Annotated in this window: 20 protein-coding genes; 7 read left to right on the forward strand and 13 right to left on the reverse strand. The window is 42.4% G+C overall.

Translation table 11 applies throughout. The annotated features are described in order from the left end of the window. The first annotated feature begins 31 nt into the window (after nucleotides 1–31). Entirely contained in the window at nucleotides 32–778 is a 747-nt protein-coding gene (locus SNE_RS09130; protein ID WP_013944125.1) for a hypothetical protein, read from the forward strand. Here SNE_RS09130 and SNE_RS09135 read toward each other — a convergent pair. The 7 genes from SNE_RS09135 to SNE_RS09165 all read right to left on the reverse strand — a co-directional run bounded on the left by SNE_RS09135 (nucleotide 762) and on the right by SNE_RS09165 (nucleotide 12196). Further along, nucleotides 762–2129, reverse strand: coding sequence for an amino acid permease (locus tag SNE_RS09135; RefSeq protein ID WP_013944126.1), 1368 nt, complete (start codon nucleotides 2127–2129; stop codon nucleotides 762–764). The two genes, SNE_RS09130 and SNE_RS09135, sit on opposite strands and share 17 nt — an antisense overlap. Further along, nucleotides 2114–3418, reverse strand: a complete 1305-nt coding sequence (locus tag SNE_RS09140) for an MFS transporter (protein WP_013944127.1) — start codon at nucleotides 3416–3418, stop codon at nucleotides 2114–2116. The genes SNE_RS09135 and SNE_RS09140 overlap by 16 nt, the downstream gene beginning before the upstream one ends. After that, a complete protein-coding gene (locus SNE_RS09145) occupies nucleotides 3415–4884 on the reverse strand; it encodes a GMC oxidoreductase (RefSeq protein ID WP_013944128.1) in 1470 nt (489 codons plus the stop codon). The genes SNE_RS09140 and SNE_RS09145 overlap by 4 nt, the downstream gene beginning before the upstream one ends. Continuing rightward, nucleotides 4877–6376, reverse strand: coding sequence for a GMC oxidoreductase (locus SNE_RS09150; RefSeq protein ID WP_013944129.1), 1500 nt, complete (start codon nucleotides 6374–6376; stop codon nucleotides 4877–4879). Before SNE_RS09150 ends, SNE_RS09145 begins: the two co-directional genes overlap by 8 nt. After that, entirely contained in the window at nucleotides 6369–9017 is a 2649-nt protein-coding gene (locus SNE_RS09155; RefSeq protein WP_013944130.1) for an MGH1-like glycoside hydrolase domain-containing protein, read from the reverse strand. Before SNE_RS09155 ends, SNE_RS09150 begins: the two co-directional genes overlap by 8 nt. Nucleotides 9018–9048: 31 nt before the next feature. Continuing rightward, complete coding sequence (locus SNE_RS09160) at nucleotides 9049–10644, reverse strand: 4-alpha-glucanotransferase (protein WP_013944131.1); 1596 nt, start codon at nucleotides 10642–10644, stop codon at nucleotides 9049–9051. Between the two features lie 316 nt (nucleotides 10645–10960). Further along, entirely contained in the window at nucleotides 10961–12196 is a 1236-nt protein-coding gene (locus SNE_RS09165; RefSeq protein ID WP_148259000.1) for a hypothetical protein, read from the reverse strand. Between the two features lie 200 nt (nucleotides 12197–12396). Here SNE_RS09165 and SNE_RS09170 point away from each other — a divergent pair, with 200 nt between their 5' ends. The 5 genes from SNE_RS09170 (at nucleotide 12397) to SNE_RS09190 (ending at nucleotide 16472) form a co-directional block, all read left to right on the forward strand. Beyond that, complete coding sequence (locus tag SNE_RS09170; RefSeq protein ID WP_013944133.1) at nucleotides 12397–13227, forward strand: hypothetical protein; 831 nt, start codon at nucleotides 12397–12399, stop codon at nucleotides 13225–13227. Nucleotides 13228–13244: 17 nt separating this feature from the next. Next, the gene (locus tag SNE_RS09175; protein ID WP_013944134.1) at nucleotides 13245–13850 is read left to right on the forward strand and encodes a MarC family protein; all 606 of its coding nucleotides are present in this window, start codon (nucleotides 13245–13247) and stop codon (nucleotides 13848–13850) included. 28 nt (nucleotides 13851–13878) lie between these two features. Beyond that, nucleotides 13879–14622 (forward strand): tRNA pseudouridine(38-40) synthase TruA, encoded by a 744-nt coding sequence (gene truA, locus SNE_RS09180; RefSeq protein ID WP_013944135.1) that lies wholly within the window; start codon nucleotides 13879–13881, stop codon nucleotides 14620–14622. A gap of 23 nt (nucleotides 14623–14645) precedes the next feature. Continuing rightward, entirely contained in the window at nucleotides 14646–15518 is an 873-nt protein-coding gene (locus SNE_RS09185) for a methionyl aminopeptidase (protein WP_041419434.1), read from the forward strand. Nucleotides 15519–15860: 342 nt separating this feature from the next. Further along, complete coding sequence (locus SNE_RS09190) at nucleotides 15861–16472, forward strand: hypothetical protein (protein ID WP_013944137.1); 612 nt, start codon at nucleotides 15861–15863, stop codon at nucleotides 16470–16472. Nucleotides 16473–16574: 102 nt separating this feature from the next. Here the strand turns inward: SNE_RS09190 and SNE_RS09195 are convergent, their stop codons facing one another. The 5 genes from SNE_RS09195 to SNE_RS09215 are packed head-to-tail and all read right to left on the reverse strand — an operon-like array spanning nucleotide 16575 to nucleotide 20104. Beyond that, nucleotides 16575–16961, reverse strand: coding sequence for a hypothetical protein (locus SNE_RS09195; protein ID WP_013944138.1), 387 nt, complete (start codon nucleotides 16959–16961; stop codon nucleotides 16575–16577). Next, nucleotides 16958–17296 (reverse strand): outer membrane protein assembly factor BamE domain-containing protein, encoded by a 339-nt coding sequence (gene bamE, locus SNE_RS09200; protein ID WP_013944139.1) that lies wholly within the window; start codon nucleotides 17294–17296, stop codon nucleotides 16958–16960. The genes SNE_RS09195 and bamE overlap by 4 nt, the downstream gene beginning before the upstream one ends. Nucleotides 17297–17350: 54 nt before the next feature. Beyond that, nucleotides 17351–18496 carry a coiled-coil domain-containing protein gene (locus SNE_RS09205; protein WP_013944140.1) on the reverse strand — a complete coding sequence of 382 codons (1146 nt, stop codon included), beginning with the start codon at nucleotides 18494–18496 and terminating at the stop codon, nucleotides 17351–17353. A 3-nt stretch (nucleotides 18497–18499) separates the two neighbouring features. Then, nucleotides 18500–19867 (reverse strand): dipeptidase, encoded by a 1368-nt coding sequence (locus SNE_RS09210; protein ID WP_013944141.1) that lies wholly within the window; start codon nucleotides 19865–19867, stop codon nucleotides 18500–18502. 27 nt (nucleotides 19868–19894) lie between these two features. After that, nucleotides 19895–20104, reverse strand: coding sequence for a hypothetical protein (locus SNE_RS09215; protein ID WP_013944142.1), 210 nt, complete (start codon nucleotides 20102–20104; stop codon nucleotides 19895–19897). A gap of 129 nt (nucleotides 20105–20233) precedes the next feature. Here SNE_RS09215 and htpX point away from each other — a divergent pair, with 129 nt between their 5' ends. Further along, nucleotides 20234–21148: a protease HtpX gene (gene htpX, locus SNE_RS09220; RefSeq protein ID WP_013944143.1), complete on the forward strand. Its 915-nt coding sequence runs from the start codon at nucleotides 20234–20236 to the stop codon at nucleotides 21146–21148. Between the two features lie 14 nt (nucleotides 21149–21162). Here the strand turns inward: htpX and SNE_RS09225 are convergent, their stop codons facing one another. Beyond that, nucleotides 21163–21564 carry a hypothetical protein gene (locus SNE_RS09225; protein WP_013944144.1) on the reverse strand — a complete coding sequence of 134 codons (402 nt, stop codon included), beginning with the start codon at nucleotides 21562–21564 and terminating at the stop codon, nucleotides 21163–21165. Nucleotides 21565–21566 lie beyond the last annotated feature (2 nt).

Raw genomic sequence — 21566 nt, forward strand, 5'->3', positions numbered from 1 at the left:
AAGGATCTTATAATAAAATCGCAAAGGTAAAATGATGACTGCTATTCAAGATTTTTCTTATCCTAAAGTACCCGAAAACTCGGCGTTAAGCCTAAGTAAAAAGGACTCTTCGATTCCAGGAACCTTTTTGGTAAAACCTGCTAAAGGGATCGTCCTTGCAACGAAGCACTATACGGGAGTTGAAGAGGTCAGCCAAGCAACTGATGTCCTTTCCCACATGGGGAAAGGAGCCGACATGGGTGAGTGGATTCAAGGAGATTCCAGTAAATCTCCTTTTAAAGAGAAAGAGATCCAAAAAGTGAAAGCTGAAATCTCGTCACTTTGGGATTCTTTTTCTTCTTCCTTATTCATCCAAACAGTTGTGCGTACAATCTTGATTGCCGATTCTTACCTTGAGTACTTTTCGTTTTTAAAAAATGCTGAAACACCTCCAGGAAATGTCCCAATCTGGGATATGATTGTTCCAAGTGCAAAGCTCTATTCAGCAGCTAAGAAAACTGTCAAAGGGATGCAAAAGATTGGAGATGCAAAAAATACCCAAGCATCCGAAAGAGGTTACGGAACACTCATTTCAGGTATGACTGATGGGATGAGCGCTATGGCAAAGCTGGGAGCAATTTACTTCCTTTATCAAGTCTCTCCTCTTGCAGAACTCGTTTTCATGACAACGTCCTATATTGGTTCTTTACTCGAGCTATCGCAAGATCAAAAAACCAAGCAAATGGAAGAGCTCGACCTCATTGTCTTGCAAAAGCCCACCGTCATGATCCCCGTCTAAACAAGAGCGGGAAAGTAGAAGCAACGACAATGCCTCCTATCAAGAGAAGTTCATACACAAAAACATTCGTGATACCTACCTGAGTTGGTGGGATAAATCCTAAGCCAAAGGCGATGAGACACGCCAATATTCCGCACATCCCCACAAACCACATTCCAATCGTCTTTCCCCCTGGAATGGCAAAGGAGCGCTCCACATGCCCTTGCTTGTATCGGAGTCGAATACCCGCTGCAAAAAGGGCTACATACACGAGGAGAGCTAACTGCGCCGTGATTTGAGAGAGAAGCCAAAAAGAGCTATTCACGGTTGGCATGAGCACAAAAGCAAGGCACAAAATCGAAACGATTACACCTTGCAAAAGGAGAACATTGGAAGGCACTCCTTTTCGATTTCGATGTCGCATGAATAAAGGGAGGCTGCCATCTTCCGCTGCAACCATCATTCCTTTGGTAGGGCCAATGATCCAGGCTGAAACCCCGCTCAATCCCCCAATGATGACTGCTGCGGCAATGATGGGCGCCATCCAAGCAATATGGTAATCTTGAAAGAAGATGAAAAAGGCTTGAAGTATCCCAGTGACAAGGCTGAGTTTTTGATTGGGAACAACGATAGCAATCGCAAGTGATGAAAAGACAATAGTAGCTAATATGATGATGATCGAAATGAAAACAGAGCGCGGATAGTCTTTTTTGGGGTTTCTGACTTCTGCTGCATGGGTTGCTGCCATCTCGAGTCCAAGTAAGCCAAATAAAACGGAACTAAAAAACGCAAGGTTGCCACTTTGAGTCATATCTGGAAAAAGTGCATCCCATGTGAAGGCAATTTGACTGGGATCTCTTTTCACTAACCACACCACCCCTAAAACGATGATCAAAACCATCGGAACGAGGGTTCCAATAATCGCACCAATCGTGCTGATGATTGAGGAGACTCTCATCCCAAAAAGATTAACGAAAGTAGCGCCCCAAAAAAGCCCTAGAATCATGAGAGCCATGTAGAGTCGATTTGTTGCGAGTTCTGGGTTGAAAAAGTAGGTGAAGACACCAGCAATCAAGGCCATAATTGTCGGATACCAAACGACGTTATAGATCCAGTTGAGCCAAATCACACACAAGCTCGCTTTCTTTCCAAACGCTTCTCGTACCCAAACATAAATTCCCCCTGTATTAGGCCATCCTGTCCCTAGCTCTGCTGCAACGAGTCCACTTGGAATAAAAAAGAAAACCCCAGCAAGGAGATAGAAAAAAACAAGGGAAAAACCTAGCTCAGCTGAAAACGGCAAAGTACGGATGCTATCAACAGCAATGACGTTGATCATGACAAGTTGAAATGTCTTTAAGGTTTTTCGCATGTTTCTCTACCTTCTCCCAAATCATGAATCAATTGGTTGCAAATGGCTGCAATCAAAAAAAAGAGACCACTATAGGCTACGATCTGAAACACCTGGCCATGAAAGACGTACTTGATAACAGGTCCAGCAATTAATCCTGTGGCAATTTGGGACAAACAATTTGCAATGAGAAAAAGGCCATTATAGAGTCCCATCCGCTCTTTTGCGAGATTTGAAGCAATCATGGCTAAATGAACCGAAGTCGAACATCCCCAGGCAATCCCAAGTGTGATTGCTGCAGTAAAGTAATTGATCTCAGGTTTCAGTGGAATCGATAAGAGTCCTAATCCTCCCAAAACAAGGGCAACAGTCGCCACAAGTTTGCGAGGGATCCATGTTGTAAGCATGGGAATCAGAAAAGCCACTCCAAAGCTGCTAATTTGGAAAAAAATGAAACAGAAACTGTTGAAAATGGTGGCTTTTTTGACAATTTCTGCATAGGCCGGATTACCCATCACTTTCACCCCACTAGGAAGGCCGAAAAGGGTTTGAGCGATGCTGACATTGTAGTAGGCAAACAAAACGAAAAAGCCCACCCACATGAGAAATTGAACAAGAGAAATCTGCTTCAAAAGGAGAGGCATTTTGAAGATGAGTTTGAAAAGTTCTTTGAAGTTTGGCTTGACCTCTTGATTATTGACAAAAGGCTTTTCTTTCACAAAAAAACAGGTCCAAAGTCCTGCAAGCAAGGTCAACACTCCCCCCACAAAAAAGGCTAAAGTCAAAAAAGAGGGTTGATAGGCACCTGTAAACTTGATCGCAGTATCTCCAAACATCCACGGCATGGCAGCACCAAGAATGGCACCTAATCCAAAGAAGATCATTTGTATAGAAAATCCAGTTGTCAAGTGGTGTTGGGGAATGATGTCGGCTGTCAAAGCGCGCAAAGGATTTTGAGCGAAATTCAACACGGCAATGAGAAGTGCTAGAAAGATCGTCCCAAGCCACAGTGAGGTGGCGTACGGAACGGCAATACAAAAGACACATACCGCAATAATTCCTCCAAAAATGTAAGGACGTCTCCGCCCAAAACGGGTGGTCGTAAGATCGCTCAAATGCCCTACGAGAGGATTGATCACGAGCCCCACGAATGGAGGAAGAAGCCATAGATATGCAAGTAGTGAGGTAGAAGCTCCAAGATAGAGGAGAATCGCGCTACTATTCGGCATGAGAAGGGCCCAGCAAAACTCAAACCCAAGCATGCCGAAATTGACGTTGATGATGTCTTTGTAAACGCGCATTTTGTTCATGTGATGATACGCTCTAGCTCATCTGCCTGTTTTAAAGCCCATGCAGTAATGGTCAAGTAAGGATTGGCGCTTCCTTGCGAAGGCCAAGCACTTGCATCTGCCACCGACAAGTTTGGGATACGCCAAAACTGGCCTGAGGGTTTGACAATGCTTGTTTCTGGATCTGTTCCCATGCGCAACCCTCCTGAGTCATGCATCGGAATGCCAACAGGCAAAATTGTCCAACCGAGTAACTCTGCATCCATTGCTGCTGCTAGCTTCTTGGTACCATTTTTCATTGAGTGAAGTACAGAAAGATCTTCCTGACTCTTCGGGTGAATCACTTTGCAGCTTGACAAGCCTATGCCATCATCCATCAAAATGAGCCGTTTATTTTGATCAGAGGTTGACCTTCCAAAAATCTCACACTCTAAATAGTCGCCTGACTCATTCCATCCCACCCATCTCGTTGGCAAAGTCGCTAAGTTGCTTTTATGAAACTCCATTTTTTCTTTTGTCAGCGGGCCACACAGCTGAAAATGAAACGGGTTGTGAGCAGTTGGTGGTGAGTAAAGGTGAAACCTATCTTTCCAGACACCAGAATGTCTTCTGAAAAATGCATGAGCAAGGAGATGGTCATTGATGTAACAACCTAAAACGTCTTCGTTTTCCTCAATCTTTGAAGCCATGACAAGCCTCACGGATTGGATACCACCTGCAGCAATGACGATGTATTTTGGAGCAAGGGTATAGGGAGTTTCAGTTCTCTGATCCACTACATGGACTGCTTCAATACGCTCTCCTTTTTTCTCAAGAGAAACAACCTCAACTTCTGATGTAAGCGAAATACCAGGACTTTCCCCAAACGTCACAAGGTAATCACTTCGAAGAAGGCGAGCAATTGAACTGTCGAAACCGACAGGAAGATTGCCATTTTCGGAACAAGAAGAATCGATAGCAACCGATGATGCGCGAAAGTCAAAGCCTGATTTTTTGAGCTCTTTCATAAGAACCTTTTGCCCTTCTGAATTGACAAATACGCCCACAGAGAGAAGCTTTTCAGCGCGACTATAGTACGGATCAAATTCTTCGTAAGTCAAAGGCCAGTCCTGAAAATCTTCAGGACGAAATCGGGGAACATTCCCACGCCAAATCAATGTGCGTCCTCCAACAGCTGCCCATCCTGTTGTATTTGGCACAAGGCTTTGTTCTTTTTCAGACCATGTTGTCTTATAAGTAATTTGATTTTGAAGAAGGCTAACTGCACGCTCATTGAGCTTCAGAGGAGATGAGGCCAAATGACTTAAAAGTGTTAAAGGCCCCGCTTCAAGAATAGCAATTTTGAGACCTAATTTTTTTTCTGCTAATGCAATCGCAGTTGTGATACCAGCTGTTCCGCTTCCAATGACTAAGACATCGATTTCTGAACTTTTTTGATCTAAGACTTTTATAGGAGTTTCGAGTGCTAGGCGCAGCTCATCAGCCATTGCTAAACCTCATTTCATCCGCGAGCTTCAAGGCCCATGCAGTAATGGTTAAGTAGGGATTAGCACTTCCTTGCGAAGGCCAGGAGCTTGCATCGGCAACATAGAGATTCTGAATACGCCAAAATTGACCAGAGGGGTTCACAATGCTTGTTTCAGGATCTTTCCCCATCCGCAACCCTCCGATATCATGCAATGCAGTTCCCGGAGGGAGGACTTCCCAATTTATCAGCTCCGCATCAATAGCAAGGCTCAAATTTTCAATGTTTTTTTTCATTTCATCAAGTATAGCAAGGTCTCGCTGACTTCTTTTATAAATCACTTTGCAGCTTGGCAGTCGCCCAAAAGGAGAGTCTCGATTCTCAATCAGTTCTAAACGATTCTCCTTTTCTGTAGTGGCAATTCCAAAAAATTGATACTCCAAACAATCACCAGGAGAGTTCCACTCAAGCCACTTTGTTGGAAGAGCTGTCCAATTATTTCTGAGAAACTCCACCTTTTCCATCGTGAGGGGGCCACAAATTTGGCAATGAAAGAGTTTTTGAGATGTCGGTGGCGAATAAAGATGCATTAAATTTTCCCAGATTCCCTTCCGACGCTTTAAAAAACCACGAGCAAAAAGATGATCGTTGATATATTTTCCTAAGATATCTTCGTTTTCTTCGATCTTTGAAGCCAGCACAAGTCTAACAGATTGGGCCCCACCGCAGGCTATCACAACTTTCTTGGGAGAAAGAACATAGGAAGCATCTGTTTTCCGATCTACTACATGAACTGCAGTGATACGGTCTCCTTTTTTCTCAAGAGATATGACTTCAACTTCGGATGTGAGAGAAATTCCCGGTTTTTCTCCGAATGTGACTAAACTCTCACTACGAATAAGACGTGCAATAGAGCTATCATACCCAACAGGGAGGTTCCCATTTTCTGAACAAGAAGAATCAATTGCTAAGGGAGATTCTTGAAAAGAAAAGCCATGTTTTTTGAGCTCTTTCATAAATTTATCTTGTCCTTTTGTACGGACAAAAGCTGGTACCCCTTCCCTTGGTGCTGCACAAATAAGATCTTCTGCCCGTTTGTAATAAGGCTCAAAGTCTGCATAGTTAAAAGGCCAGTCAGAAAAATCTTCTGGGATAAAACGAGGGATATAGCCACCCCACAAAAGAGTACGCCCTCCTACAGCCGACCATCCATTTGTATTGGGCTGCTCCCCTTTTTCATTTCCCCCCCAGAGCGTTTTATAAACGATTTGATCTTGCAGTTGGTTAACCACACGCGCATTGAGTCGAACTGATGAAGAGCCTACATGCTCTAAAAGTGTTAAGGGACCTGCTTCTAAAAGGGCGATGTTGAGTCCCGTGTTCTTTTCAGCTAGTGCAATTGCTGCTGTGATCCCAGCTGTTCCACTGCCGATGATTAAGACATCAATTTCTGAGCTTTTTTCGACAAGTTTTTTGAGCGGTGTTTCGAGCGCCTTGCGCACGACTTCAGCCATTTTTTGACCTGGGTTTTTTATCTCTCAGTTCTTGAATCAAATTAGCCACTAAAGAGGTCCAACCTGTTTGATGCGAAGCTCCAAGGCCTCGCCCTGTTTCTGCATGGAAAAATTCATAAAAGAAGAGATGAGAGTTAAAGTTGGGATCGGTTGAATAGGGAAAGTTTTGTCCCATAAAAGGGCGAACACCACTTGAATCTTTTTTAAAAATGGAAACGAGTTTTTCAGAAAAAGCTTCTGCCATCTCTTCGATGCTGACAGGCTTTTCATCTTTCACTCCAATCTTAAATTCATCTTTGAAAACTTTCGCATATGACTTGAGAGATTGAATAAGCATATAACTTGTTGGAAACCAAATCGGTCCGCGCCAATTCGAATTCCCTCCTTTCAGTTGCACAAGCGAATGACCAGGTTCATACCCAATATTTTTGTCTTTGTAGAAAAAGGGATGTTTTTCATGAAACTTCGAAAGACTACGCAGACCATACTCTGAGCGGAATTCTTCTGGATCCCAAACATACTGAAGCACTCGTTTGAGTTGCTCTGGTTCCACAAGTGTCAAAAAGTAAAGATGTGAGTCTTCAAAATAGAGAACGTGCCCTTTCGTTAACTTCTGCTGATTTTTCAAAAACCAGAAAAAGTTCTGTTTGAACTTAGGAAATTGCTTTAAGTCTTCTTCAGTAATCACTTCGGTTGCGTAAAGTGGAATGATACCGACAAGGGAACGGATCCGAAATTTAGAAAAAGTGCCATTAGGGTAGCAAAGGACATCATAAAAAAATCCATCCTTTTCGCTCCACATCTCATAGTGTTTATTATCCCGTATTTTCATGGCGTGCGCAATGTAAATGAAGTGCTGAAAAAACTTTGTCGCCATTGACTCATACGTGCCATCTGTTTTCGCAAGTTCAAGAGAAATGCGCATGAGGTTAAGGGTAAAAAACGCCATCCATCCTGTTCCATCCGATTGACGGAGCGTAGCTCCACCTTCTGCTTCAAGAGAGCGGTCAACAATCGTGATATTATCGAGACCGAGAAATCCCCCCTCAAACACATTAAAGCCTGAGCTATCAACTCTGTTAGTCCACCACGAAAAATTCATGAGGAGTTTCAAGTAGCATTTTTTGAGAAACTCAAAATCCCCTACTCCTTCCTTTTCTCGTTGCATTTGAAAAATGCGGAGCGTTGCCCAAGCTTGAATCGGAGGGTTCAGATCCGAAAATTCCCATTCATATGCGGGAATGGCCCCATTGGGATGTTGAAATTGATCGAATAGGAGAAGCCAAAGCTCTTCTTTGGCAAATTCAATATCCACTAATGCAAGTGCAACGCAATGAAAGGCGAGATCCCACGCTGCAAACCAAGGGTACTCCCATTTGTCAGGCATGGAAATGATGCGCATCGAATTGAGATGACGCCAATGTAAATTACGCAAATTGTGACGGGTTTCAGGAGCGGGCTCAAAAGCTGTGTCCCCTTCCAGCCACTTATTCACATCGAAAATATAAATCTGCTTATTCCATAAGAGTCCGGCCAAGGCCTGCCGCTCAATCATTTTCTCTTCATCTGTTGCCTCTTCTGGCAAGATTTGCTCGTAAAATTCATCAGCTTCTTTTTTCCTTTGAGCAAAGATCTTCTCCACGTCAGCCATCGGGTTTTTCATTTCTTGATCGGTCAGGCGTAAGTAGACAACCGCAGACTTCCCTGCTGGAATTTCAAAGATGTAATGGAAGCACCCTTTTGTTCCCTTCTCTTCAGGATTAACAGATTTCTTGCCTTCAACGATGGCTTCATGAAACCCTTCTTTGCTGAAGGGCATGTCAGGAGCGCGATTTTCATTTTCGGTAAAAAGGGGCTTTCCTCCTTCAGAAGCATACAAATACCGTTTGCCTAAGTGGTAATCAAAAGTCAGAGATGGAGGAGAAGGCATTGCTGAGTCGTCTGCTACAATGTAGTTTCCTTGCAATCCCTTTTGAAGAATAGGTTTAGGAACCTCCCCTTTTTCCCAGCGCCACTGATTGCGGAACCAAAGCTGCGGAACGATGTGCAAGGAAGCTGCTTTTTCCCCTCGATTGATCGCTTCAATTTTGATGCAAGTGTCTTCTGTATCCCCTTTTGCATACTCAATGAAAATGTCAAAGTAGTTCTGTTTATCCAAAACTCCTGTATCAACAAGTTCATACTCTTCTTGCTGAACCCCTCTCTCTCGGTTCTCTTTCTTGAGAGCTTCGTAGGGAAAAGCCGCATGGGGGTATTTATAGAGATATTTCATATAGGAGTGGGTCGGCGTCCCATCGAGATAGTAGTAATACTCTTTGACGTCTTCTCCATGGTTTCCTTCTGGACCTGCAAGCCCAAATAGTCTCTCTTTCAAGATCGGATCTTTGCCATTCCAAAAAGCAGGAGAAAAAACGAGCGTTTGGTACCGGTCACACCAGCCTGCGATTCCATCTTCTCCCCAGCGATAGACTTTCTTGTGCGCCTGCTCAAAAGGGAAATAACCCCAGGCATCGCCATTCCAACTATAATCCTCGCGGACAGTAGCCCATGACCGCTCAGCAACGTACGGCCCCCATTTTCTCCATGGAGGATTTTCTCGCCCTGAGGAATTTTTTAATCGCTTGTGTTCAACCGAGTCCATATTCTGCGTATAAATCACTTTGAAAAATTGTTCAATCTCGAATGAGTTCTTTCATTGTTTTCTTAAGTCCCTCATGGCTGACAATTTCTTCAACAGAAGGACGGAACCGGTAGGTCCAATTGAATGGAGACGTCGTTCCAGGGATATTGATTTGCTCGTCTTTGAGGTTTTCCCAAACGAGTTCGGGAAACAAGCTGAGATAATCTTGAAGAAGGTTAATATGAAACAAGCTGGGAGTCTGATGACTATCGCGTAAAATTTCTCGATGCTGATCAAAGCTGAGTGTTGGTGAATAGGACCACCCCTTGAATTCAGCAAATGCTTTGGCTTCATCCTTTTGGACTTGCCACCAAAGGGCTAACGGTTCTGTATCATGAGTAGAAACAGACGTCATACTGAGCCGAGGATACTCATCATAGGGAATAAACGATCTCTTCTTATCTTCTTTGCGTTCCCAACGAATAATTTTTGTCCCAGGAATTCCTAACTTTGCAAGACAATGCTTGATTTCTCTAGGAACTGTTCCAAGATCTTCTCCTATTGGCAACATGTTCGAATTATGGTGAAGAAATTGGAGAATCTCTTGCCCTTGCGGAATCCATTCTGAGGGATCTGCCGGAATATAGCTTCCAGCCTTTGGCGAATGATTATGGGGAATTCCCCAAATACGAAAAAAGCCCACGATATGATCAATACGAAACAAATCGTAAAAATGTCCGGCAAAATCAAGCCGCTCTTTCCACCACTCATAATTTTCCGCATACTTTCTCATCGCATTCCAATTAAAGAGTGGGCAGCCCCAATACTGTCCTTCTGAGCTATAAGCATCGGGCGGAGCACCCGCGGCCTTCGTCAAGTCAAATAAATGAGGTTCAGCCCAAACATCGACACTATCAGGATTGATGAGAATGGGAATGTCTCCTTTTAAAAACACCTGTTTGGCCAAAGAATAATTTTTGACACACTTCATCTGCTCGTAACATAAGAATTGGAGAGCAATATGAAAAATGATGTCATCTTGATTATCCTCGATCAGCTGATCATATTCCCCTTTCGACGGTGACAATAGCTCTTTTGGCCAAGTTGTCCAGGGAGCCTGCTCCATTTTGTGTTTAAGCACCTTAAAAAGTGCATAAGGCTTAAGCCAATGATGGCTTTCTTTAAAATTTTCAAAGTCTGGATTTGCCAAAAAGCTTTCCTTCACCGCCTCAAAATACTCACGTAACCACACCATCTTCTTTTGGAGAACTTCATGGTACTGAATGCGAGGAGTCTCATTCAAATAGCGAAACGCTGCCAGTTTCCCTTTCACTTTGGGATAGCTTTGGAGATAAGGAAGCTCTTCCAACGAGAGATAAATTGGATGGAGTGCCCGTGAAGAGATGCTATTATATGGACTAGGGTCAGTTGTGCATTCATTGAGTGGAAGAAGCATTAACACATCGAGCTTGATCTCATGACACCAATCAATAATCGGTAGCAAATCGAAAAACTCCCCAATGCCACAGCTTTTTTTCGTCCGCAATGCAGATACAGGCAGATCGATCCCATGATGGGAAAAGATCCCAATTCTCTCCCAAAGATACCTTGCTGGAGAATTCAAAAGTTGTGATTTAAGATTTTCCATAGCCTTATGGGGTATAGAGTTCCACCCCCTAAAAGGTTACATAGCGCATTGCCATTTTATACTCAAACAACTTCAAAAATTGGCTTAGGACAACGGGAAAGCTTTCCGAATGTGTTGATCTTAAGTGGCCTAATAACCTGAACTCTGGGTTTCTTTCACTCATTTTCAGGGATTTCTCTCTTTCTTCTCAGCCTTTTTGCCTCGAAAAGGACCGTTTGGACCGTTCCATCGGCAAAAATACCGAGAATTTAAGAGAACTTTCTCTCTTGAGACTAAGCAAAATAAACCCAGAGTACAGGTTAATATTAGCTTTAGTCTAACTTTCAACAAAGGATTGCAGCATTGCATAAACTCTGAGCAAGAGAATATCTAGATTCTCAGCATTTCCCCCTACTACAAGGCTTTGATGATAAGATCCGCTCGAATAATTGGGATTCAAATATAGTTCTCGCATGAGAGCATCTGAAAGAGCTTCAAGCGGCTCCATTTCAAGGAATTGTTCCACATCAGTCCCAGAGTTTTTCGGATTGCAGTAGATAAGGCCTCTAGAAAGTGCATGATGAGCCGACTCCTTATAACAAGGGACATAAAACTTCCCAGAGTAGGTTGTCATTCCTAGTTCCTTAAGACGACTTAAAAAATCAGAGCTATATGCTCCTACTCCAGAAAAATAGTGATCATTTCGTGCTTCGACCTGAATCACTGTTCTCCCAGTCATAGAAGTGGAAACCTTTTCAAAGAACTCTAAACAAGCACCTTCAGGGTCACCGTCCCAATTGCTAGAATAAGCAGCACCATAGAGAAGATGTTTCATAGGAAAAGAATATAGATTTTGAACCACTTTATAAGTGGAAGACATCGCCCGATCTAAAATCACCGTTTTAGGAATGATGTCAATGTCAGATCCATTTAGATACCTCATTCCTTCGAATGCAACCGCTCCAAGAGAAAAAAGATCTAGAGAATCGATTGTAACTCCCTTTTCTTTGAGCGCTTTTAAAATCAGTATTGGAGCCGCACCCAGCTCAAAAATCGTAGCTGGTTTCCAATTCAATTTTTCGCCGTCTTTCTCAACGTAGTTGTCATAAAAACTAAAGAGAAAAAAGCGCACCCCTTTACCGTTAACTTGCTCTTTTGATTCAACAACATACAGATTAAAAGTCGTAGTTTGAACTTCTGTCTTAATGAGTATGGGAATAGTTTCAATGTGAAAAGCTTGACGCACTTCTTCCATTTTAGGAAAAGCCTTTGTGGGGGAGATTGGTTCTGCTCCAGTTAAAAGCCCTTTTATATGAGCTGCAAGATTCATATTCGATTGAAACCCTTCATCTGGATGCGTCAGAGGAAAATAGAGTCGGTCACGTAAAAACTGCCCTATCCAAACAAAAGGGGTCGAAATTTTGTCTCGGATCCAGTCCGAAAGAAACCAAAAATAATAACGACCCAGCTCGGAACACTTTTGAACTGTTGCTAAAAAGCCTGAGTCGTCACGAAAGACAAAACTCGACACTTCTTCAACAATAGGCCCATCGATCGAAACATCTGAAGACATGCTATCACCTAAAAATTTAATTCCAGGTAACATTATGCTAAGGTAGATATTAAAGAGAAAATTTATTTTTCCAAAAATCCATAATAAAACGAATTTTAATCATAATAAAAACGATTTTATACATTGAAAGATAAAACATGGTTATTTAATATAATTAAAGACGCGGAAAAGAAAAAGAATTAATATAAAAATTTAATAATATGGGCTTAGTTGAACTTGCTTCAGTAAAAGTCCCCCCTTTCAATGACTTTTCTCTTCCCGAACGAATTCTTGATAAAACCGACTCGGTAGCCAGCCTTGTGAAAGAAAAAGGGATCTCCTTTTGCAAAGCGCTTGATTTGGGACTATCCTGGGTTACCATGATGTCTAAAATGTCACCGAATAGTCAAGAAACGATCGGGCTAGCAAAACAAGGCTTTAAGGAAGCTGGGGCTTTAAACACTCTTGTTTCGATCGGGAATGAGGTACCAGAAGTACACAAATTTCTGTCGAATACCAAAAAGAAAATCACCTCATGGGTGAAAGGAGATTTAGAAACTCCCAAAATCCAAGACCTGGCGAAAAAAGCTCTATTTGGGGTGATTCTTCCTGTCATAAAAAAAGTAGATGACATCTTTTGGGCTCTAGCCAATTTCAGTCTCTTTAAAAATAGAGCTGTGAACATTTTCCATGGCTTTGGCTATACTGCAAGCGCGGCTGTAGCGGTCAAAAACATTTATGAGACGGGAACAGAGCTAAAAGAGATGTGTAAAAACCCTGAGGAACAGCCTATCACTCCTGAAAAATGGAAGCTCGGGATCACAAAAATTGGAAAACTGATCTCAAGTCTTGGAACAACAGTCACGGGGTTTGCACTTCTTCTCACATCTTCCACCAAACTTTCCTTTGTATATTTAGGGTTTTCCACAAGTTCTCTTGTCTGCGATTTGACAGAATTCATGATTGATAAAGCATCGGATCCAGCTGTAAAGCAACAAAAGATGTTAGAACAAAAGCTCAAGCGGGAAAAAACTTTTCAAATGATTACGTAGATGCTACAAAGAAGATCATGGTGAACTTTTCATGGTCTTCTCTTTTTTCAATTGGGTTTTCCCTCTTCTTGCTAATGGATCCCATTGGCAATATTCCCCTATATGTGAGCATCCTCAAAGATATCGATCCTGCGCGTCAACGCAAAATCATTTTCCGTGAATTACTCATTGCCCTTTGTATCATCATTCTCTTTAGCTTTCTTGGAAATTATATCCTGCAACTCCTTCATGTTTCTCAAGAAACCATCATGATTTCAGGGGGACTTATTCTCTTTCTCATTGCCATTCGGATGATTTTCCCTAACGGAGGGAGCGGATCTAACCTTTATCCTTCAGAACAAGGTGAACCGTTTATCGTCCCTCTTGCTGTTCCACTTGTAGCCGGCCCCTCTGTGTTAGCCGCTGTGATGATTTACGCCAATCACGAGTCCCATTTGACAATGGTAGGTTCAATCATCTCTGCTTGGATCGTGACTTTCCTCATTTTGATCGGCTCTCCTTTTCTCAAGAAAATCCTTGGCGTGCGGTGCATCGCTGCAGGAGAACGCCTTATGGGTCTCCTCCTGACCCTTATAGCTGTTCAAATGTTTATAGAAGGGGTCGCTCCCTTGATTCAACATTAATCCCTCCTATGCTATCATTTTTCTCACTATGAAAAAGAATATTAAGCTCATCCTTTCTTACGACGGCAGTGCATACTTAGGTTGGCAAGCTTCCAATGTAGGCGTCTCTATCGAAGGCACCCTTAAAGAGGTCCTCGAAAAGATCTTGCAACAGGAGGTCCAACTGCAAGCAGCAAGCCGAACCGATGCAGGTGTGCATGCAGAGGCTCAGGTGGTGAATTTTTTCTTAGAAAAACCTCGCAACTTAGAGCACCTTCATAAAAGCCTGAACCAATTACTCCCAAAAGACATTCGCGTTGCCATAGTAGAAGAGGCGCCAGACGATTTTCATCCCACCCTTAAGAGCAAAGGGAAAGAGTACCATTATCGCCTCACACGCTCTCATGTCCAACTTCCGTTCGACCGTCTTTTTGCTTGGCACTACCCCTTTTCTCTTGATCTAGCAAAAATGGAAACAGCTACGAAGTTCTTCATCGGAAAGCATGATTTTCAAGCGTTTGGAAACGCCGCTGACCCCAAACCAAAAGACACCATCCGAACCCTTTACCGTCTTGATATCATTTCCTCCGAAGAAGAGCTCCGCTTCGAGATACACGGCAACAATTTTCTCTACAAAATGGTGCGTAATTTAGTTGGAACCCTTGTCTACATCGGAGCTGGAAAACTTTCATTAGAAGAAGCTGAAAAACTCATCGCATCAAAAGATCGCACCTTAGCAGGAATGACAGCACCTGCACATGGACTCCTCTTAAAAAAGGTGTTTTATGTATAATGCTTCGAAAGAGGTTAAACATGATTTCAAGAAATGATCCTTGCTGGTGTGGAAGCGGAAAGAAATGGAAAAAATGTCACGCACCTATCGAAGCCCCACGAAACTTTAACACTTTTCAAAAAGAGTACTTTAGCAAATACCAAATCATGCTCAAAACACCTGAGCAAATCGATGGAATCCGCCGCTCTTGCCACTTAGCTGCCAACATGCTCAAAAAGACCTGCGCTTTGGCCAAAGCTGGCGTCACTACAAATGAACTCAATGACTTTGTCGTAGAAGAGCATAAAAAAGCAGGTGCTAAACCCGCCCCACTTGGATATGGAGATCCCCCCTACCCAAAAGCCATCTGCACCTCACTCAATGAAGTCATTTGCCACGGCATCCCCGACAACCGTCCCCTGCAAGAGGGCGATATCCTGAACATCGACATCACCTGTATTCTAGATGGGTTTTATGGTGATACAAGCGCCATGGTTTGCATCGGTAAAGTCTCAGACGAAAAACAACTAGTCGTGGATGTTTCTTACGAATGTCTCATGCGTTCAATCAAAATCCTCAAACCCGGTATTCCCGTCTCGGATATTGGGCAAGTCATTGAAGACTATGCCTCAAGCCAAAACTGCTCAGTCGTGAATCAATTTGTCGGACATGGGGTCGGAGTCGGCTTTCACGAAGCACCTCAAATCCCCCATCATTATAACCGGATTGACATCCCCTTGGCAGCTGGAATGACATTCACGATCGAACCCATGATCAACGCCGGAGTACGTTCAGGAAAAGTTGACCCCACCGATGGGTGGACCGCCCGTACCTCAGATGGAAAGCCTAGTGCCCAATGGGAACATACCCTCCTCATTACAGACGATGGCTATGAAATCCTCACCCTCCCTGATTAACAGGGTGGTGGAGATAAAACCCTGACAGGGAATGATATCTACTCAGAGTTCAGGCTAACCTCTCTTAAAGTCGAGTCTCAAGCCCACCCAATTCAATCTTAAGCATCTTAAAATTAATTACTTGCCTATTGATAAGATCTACTTCAACAGTGATTCAAACTAAATCCGTTCGAAAAAATAAGAAACATCTGATTATAAACTATTTATGATTTTATTTAACAAAAATTAAAATTTAATCTTTATAAAATTTAAAATAATGTTTTATAATAGATTTATAAGGAAAAAATTTTTAAATAAAAAACACCTTATTTAGGAAAGAAGGAATCAAAGGGGAGAAATATCATGGCATTAAAACCTGCTAATACATCAAATACAGTTATTGATTTTGCATACAACACAACCTGTGTCTACAAAGCAAGCAAAAGCAAAGTAAAAGAAACAGGATCTGCATCAGTTCATAAAATAGCTACAGCAGTACACGCCACAGCACAAAACGTATCACATAAGAAAAGTGAAGCCAAAGAAGGCTTCAAAGCAGGCATAAAAGCTGCAAAAAAATTCCTTTCTCAGGAAAAAAGAGAAAGAGCAGAAAATCCTCATGAAACTCAAAGAAAACCGGAAAAAAAATCTCTAAAAGAGAGAGCCGTCAATAGAACTGTTGCAAAAGGTATCAATGTTGCAATGGATTTCATAACTGAAGAGAGATTGGAAGCCGCTGGCGAAGCATTTGGGAAAAAGATCTTTACTCCAACTGCACCCTCAACTTTTGTTAACAGTGCAGGCGCGTTCCTTAGAGGATTTTACAGAGTCGGTTCTCAAAATCTCTTTTCAGAAAGCACTCATAATACCATTACAAGGTATGCATCAACAACATTCGCATATTTAAGCACCGCTACCTCGTTCGTCTTAGATAATTTGACAGATGTTTGTGGTATTGCACTTTCAGGTGTTTAAGTAGAAGAAGTAAGAAAAGGCTATTTTCATCAAGCCATTCCACATAGAGGAATGGCTTTTTTGCATCCCATCACTTTGGACCTATAAGCTTCTAAAATGTAGTTAAAGACCCATTTTGATTTGATCTTCATACCGATGAAAATAATGCTTTGTCACCACATCATTTTCATCAAACACGATGATGATTTGTGTATGTCTCACATCGTAGCCTTGTGAAAAGAAATTGAGCGGAATAAAATTACGGGCTAAAGAGCGGTACTTCAAATGCGTGTAAATCCATCTTTCACGATTTTGTCCATCTAACTCTACAGTAAAATCATGGCCAAAAAAACCTAAAATATCCCCTTTTGTCGTTTGTCCATCTTGAATAAAACGGTCCGCATCAGTCGATGTGACTGTATCTAACTGCTGTTGATTGGATTTATTTTCACAAGCAGAAAATACTCCAAGGATGAGAAGTCCGAGAATAGCAGTGGTCCATTTTCTCATTTTGACTCCTCTTGATTTGTGTAAAAAAGATGCTTTGTCACCACATCATTTTCATCAAAGACTACTAGGAGTGTCTTTGCTTGAAAAGTCTGGTTACTAAGCCCTTTTTTGCGGTAAGAATACTTCCATTGTTCACGACCTAATTCGTCAAAATGAATTGCAAATGTTGTTCCAAATCTCTCAAAAACCTGTTGTTTTGTGGTTTGCCCATCTAAAATTTCATTGTGAACATCATGGGAAGAGCAAAATGCAACCTCTTCTGATCCTTGACGTACTGAGCATCCCATTAGAAAAATCGAACTAAGGAGAAGACTCGACAAGAAAATATTTTTCATATTGCCTCCACTTGGAAGGGATGGATACTACCATTAATGAAGGAAAAAAGCAATTTAGGAAACTTCAAGACCTTGCTGCTGCATCCCCTTTTTGACAGCAAAGATCTCGCGCTCTAGAGAGACGAGCTCTGACTTGGTTTGCTCGAGCTTCTTTTGATTATCCAACACTTGACTTTCAAGGGTATGGAGATGCTCTTCTTCGTTAGCCTTGGCCTCTTTGAGCATCTTGGTCAGTTTAGTATGATCTTTTTGCATCTGCTCGTACATTTTCTTGATTGTCGTTTTGTCCTTTTCAAGCGTTTTTAGCACGAGCTGTTGACTCCGATCTTCTTGAGACTTAGGTTTTGCAGGAGTCTTTACAGGCGTTATAGGAACTGTTTTTTCTTGAAGCTGCTGCCGTTGACTTAAGATAACAGCGCGAAATTTTTGGAAATCTTTTTGAGCCGCATCAAAAAGAAGTTGCATCTGAGCATACTCCGTACGCGCATGGTTGAGTTTTTTAAGCCGCTTGCGGTTTTCTTCTAAGAGACGCATATGTTGCTCTTGTAGACTTTCAAGTTCCTCCATCGATTCATCAGACTGGAGCTTGAGCGTTTCAATTTGACGATGCTGTTTTAAAGATTCAGCAGAAAGAGTTTCATTTTGATGCTGACTTTTTTCCGCTTCAACACGACTCGCTTCTACAAGTTGCAATAGGGCTTGCATTTCATCATGAGAAGCTTTGAGTTCTTTATGAAGTCGCTCTACTTCTGACTCCACTTTCCTTTTCTCCGATGCTGCTTTTTCTCCAATCGTATGAAGAGAAACCTTGAGCTCGGCAATGGAATGATCGCCTTCACTTTTAAGCGTATGGTAATATTTTTTCAGTTCTTCCATGGCGAGAAATGAAATCGTCAAAGCAAGGGCTAGAGAGCACCCCCAACCAAACTTCCAAAGAGGAACTCCATGCGCTCCTAAGAAAAAGTGAGATCCAAAATAGGCAGCAAATGTCAAAAGTGTGACAGAAAGGCCATTCATTCCCCATTTCCAAGCAAGTAAAAGGCCTAAAACTGAAACGCACGGGAGGAAAGGGTCATAAAAAGTTGGAAGAGAAACAAGCAAGGTCAAAAGAATAAGGAGCGGCCCAATCAGCATCCAAAAGAGAGGTTTAATAGGTGAAGAAGAAAAATCACTCCACTGTTTGATGTACCGCTTGACCATCGTTTATTCTCCGCTTAGGATTTCTACAATCCTCGCAATGCTTAAAAAGCCCTTTTCAAACCGCTCGAGCCCGAAACTTTCATTTGGAGCATGCATGCCGTCCTCGGCAAGGCCCACCCCAGTCATCACAAGCTCGGCCCCGCTAACTTTAGCGAGCTCTGGAACGATCGGAATCGTTGCACCGCACAAGACCTTCTTACAAGAGGTTTGAAAAACCTCTTCAAAAGCCTGCGCTGTCATTTCAGCGAGCTTTGAATGGGGAGAGGTGATCATTCCCCGCGACCCATGTCCGAGCTCCAGTTCTACATCTATACCCGCTGGAAGCTTTTTTTTCAAAAAATCAGCGATGAGACTTAAAATTTCCTTAGGATCTTGATCAGGAACAAGACGGCAAGATAGCTTGACCATCGACTTTGCAGGAATGATTGTTTTAAAACCACTACCAGTATATCCACTGCTCATTCCGTTGATTTCAAGAACAGGTCGAATCCAATTCGATTCGAGCAAGGAATACCCACTTTCACCTGCAAATGCTCCGACTTTAAAAGGAGCTGCTAAATCTTTTGGATCAACGTCCCATGCAAACTCCTCGAGCTCCTCTTTTTGAAAAGACTTCACTTTGTCGTAAAACCCTGGAATTGTCACTTTTCCCTCGTCATCCCACATGACGCTCACAGCTCTCATCAAGGCTCGAGCGGGATTGACGACAAATCCCCCAAATGACCCTGAGTGAAGATCAACTGTTGAATTGCGACAACTGATATTGATTGTGGTGATGCCTCGCATTCCAAGCGTAATCGCAGGTTGCTTTTCGCCTAGCATGTCAAAATCGATAACAAGAAAATAATCTGCCTTAAGTTTTTCCTTTTTTGCATCGAGAATCCCAGATAACCCTTCACTTCCAATTTCTTCCTCTCCTTCAATGCAGAGCTTCACATTAATACCTAGTTTTTTCGACAGGGCGTGAAAGGCTTTTAGAGCCGTCAACGTGTAAAAGCATTGCCCCTTATTATCGACAGCACCTCGTGCCACAACTTTCCCCTCTTTCACAGTCGGTTCAAATGGGGGTGAATTCCACTCTTCCAAAGGGGTGACAGGTTGAACATCGTAGTGGAGGTAAAAAAGGAGTGTGGGACGATCGGGGCCTGCTGACAAGTTTTCTCCATAAAGAGTTGGGTGTCCAGAAGTTTCCCAAAGCTCTGTTTGGAAACCAAACGTCTCGAGGTATTTTTGGAGCCATCCTGCACACGCAAGCATATCTTTTTTGTGCGCCGGATCGGTGCTAATACTTGCAAACTTTAAGAAGGCAAAGAAATCATCGTAAATCGTGTCGCGATGATCTGCAAACCACTGTTTGAATTGATCTATCATAGGCAAAAGTCTACCGCAGAAAACGATTTAAGAATAGTCTAAACGCTCTCTTGCATTTTCCATTAATAATGAAAGAAGAACTGGATCACCCGCATAATCCATTTCAACATCCATATCACCCTCATCAGAAGGTTCCGTACATGTAATTAAAACATACGAAAGCTGTTTTTTTACAAGGGCACTTTTAAGCGCATCGATTTCTGAAGGCTCAAAATCAATTGGGATCACTTTTGGCATACCTTAGTTGTCCACCTGGTTTTTTTATTCTTGATCGCATACTTTTCTTTTTCCTCAAAGCTTAAAGATAAAAATAGTAATTATGAAAATCCCAAATTTGTTAAAATACAGATAAATTTGAGGTGTGACATGAGATTTGTAAAAAGAATTTTTTTATTTCTCATCATCAACTTTTTGGTGGTGATGACCATTTCCACAGTTCTCTCTGTTCTAGGGGTAAAACCGTATCTAAACTCTTATGGCCTTGACATCCGCTCTCTTATGATCTTTTGCGTCATTTGGGGAATGGGTGGCGCACTTATTTCTCTCGCTTTATCGCGCAAAATGGCTAAGTGGCTCATGCGCGTTCAAGTGATCGACCCGACGCGGGCAACAGGAGCTGATTTAGCCCTGACAACCACAGTTGAACGTCTCGCTCGCAATGCCGGACTTTCCGCTAGTCCCGAAGTAGGTATTTTCCACTCTTCTGAGCCTAATGCTTTTGCCACGGGGCCTTCTCAAAAGCGTGCACTCGTCGCTGTTTCTACGGGGTTGCTTGATAAGATGAGCGACTCAGAAATCGAAGCCGTTTTGGGACATGAAATCACCCATATCTCGAATGGAGACATGGTCACCATGACACTCATTCAAGGAATCGTCAATGCCTTCGTTATGTTCCTTGCCCGCATTTTAGCATATGCCCTTTCTGCTCTTGGACGAGGAGATAACAGACGGGGGTCTTTTATGAGCTTTTATCTCTTAACCTTTGTGTTTGAAATTCTCTTCATGATTTTAGGATCGATGGTCGTTGCCTTTTTCTCGCGCAGAAGGGAATTTCGTGCAGATTTGGGAGGAGCCATGCTATCGAGTAAAGACAAGATGATCGGAGCCCTTGAACGTTTAAAGTCTTTTTCTAAAGAAGGACGCAGAAACCCCGAGCAAAATAGTCAAGCTGCCATCAATGCGATGATGATTTCTCGGCCAAGCAAGCTAGGACTCTTAAGACTTTTCGCAACCCATCCCCCCCTAGATGAAAGGATCAAGCACCTTAGAGAAAGTGTGTAAATAAACTCAGAGGATTAAACAGGGCCTGGAAAGTCCTCAATTTCGTTGAGTGCTTTGATATGTTTATAAGCTTTTACAAGGTAATCTCGAAAAGCACCAGGCCGTTTATGATCTGCTTCAATGGCTTTTGAATACTCCTGATCATCAAAAAATACAATAAAAGATTCCCCCGCTAAACGAGAGGCCGTGGTTTGAACATGATTTTCCGTAGTACCGTACATAGCTAGACCAATAAATGGAACTACAGTAGCGAGAAAAATCAAGCTCACAGCAATGACTTTTCCCATTGTTGAATCGAAAAACGATCGTTTTTCTTCGATGCGTCTTTTAGATAAACTACTCGATTGTTTTGAATCTTGTAAGGGAAGTAGATTTAATTGTGGAGGAGAATGCCTTTTATGAACTCTTCTAGTCATTT

The organism is Simkania negevensis Z (assembly GCF_000237205.1).
GTDB classification, from domain to species: Bacteria; Chlamydiota; Chlamydiia; order Chlamydiales; family Simkaniaceae; genus Simkania; species Simkania negevensis.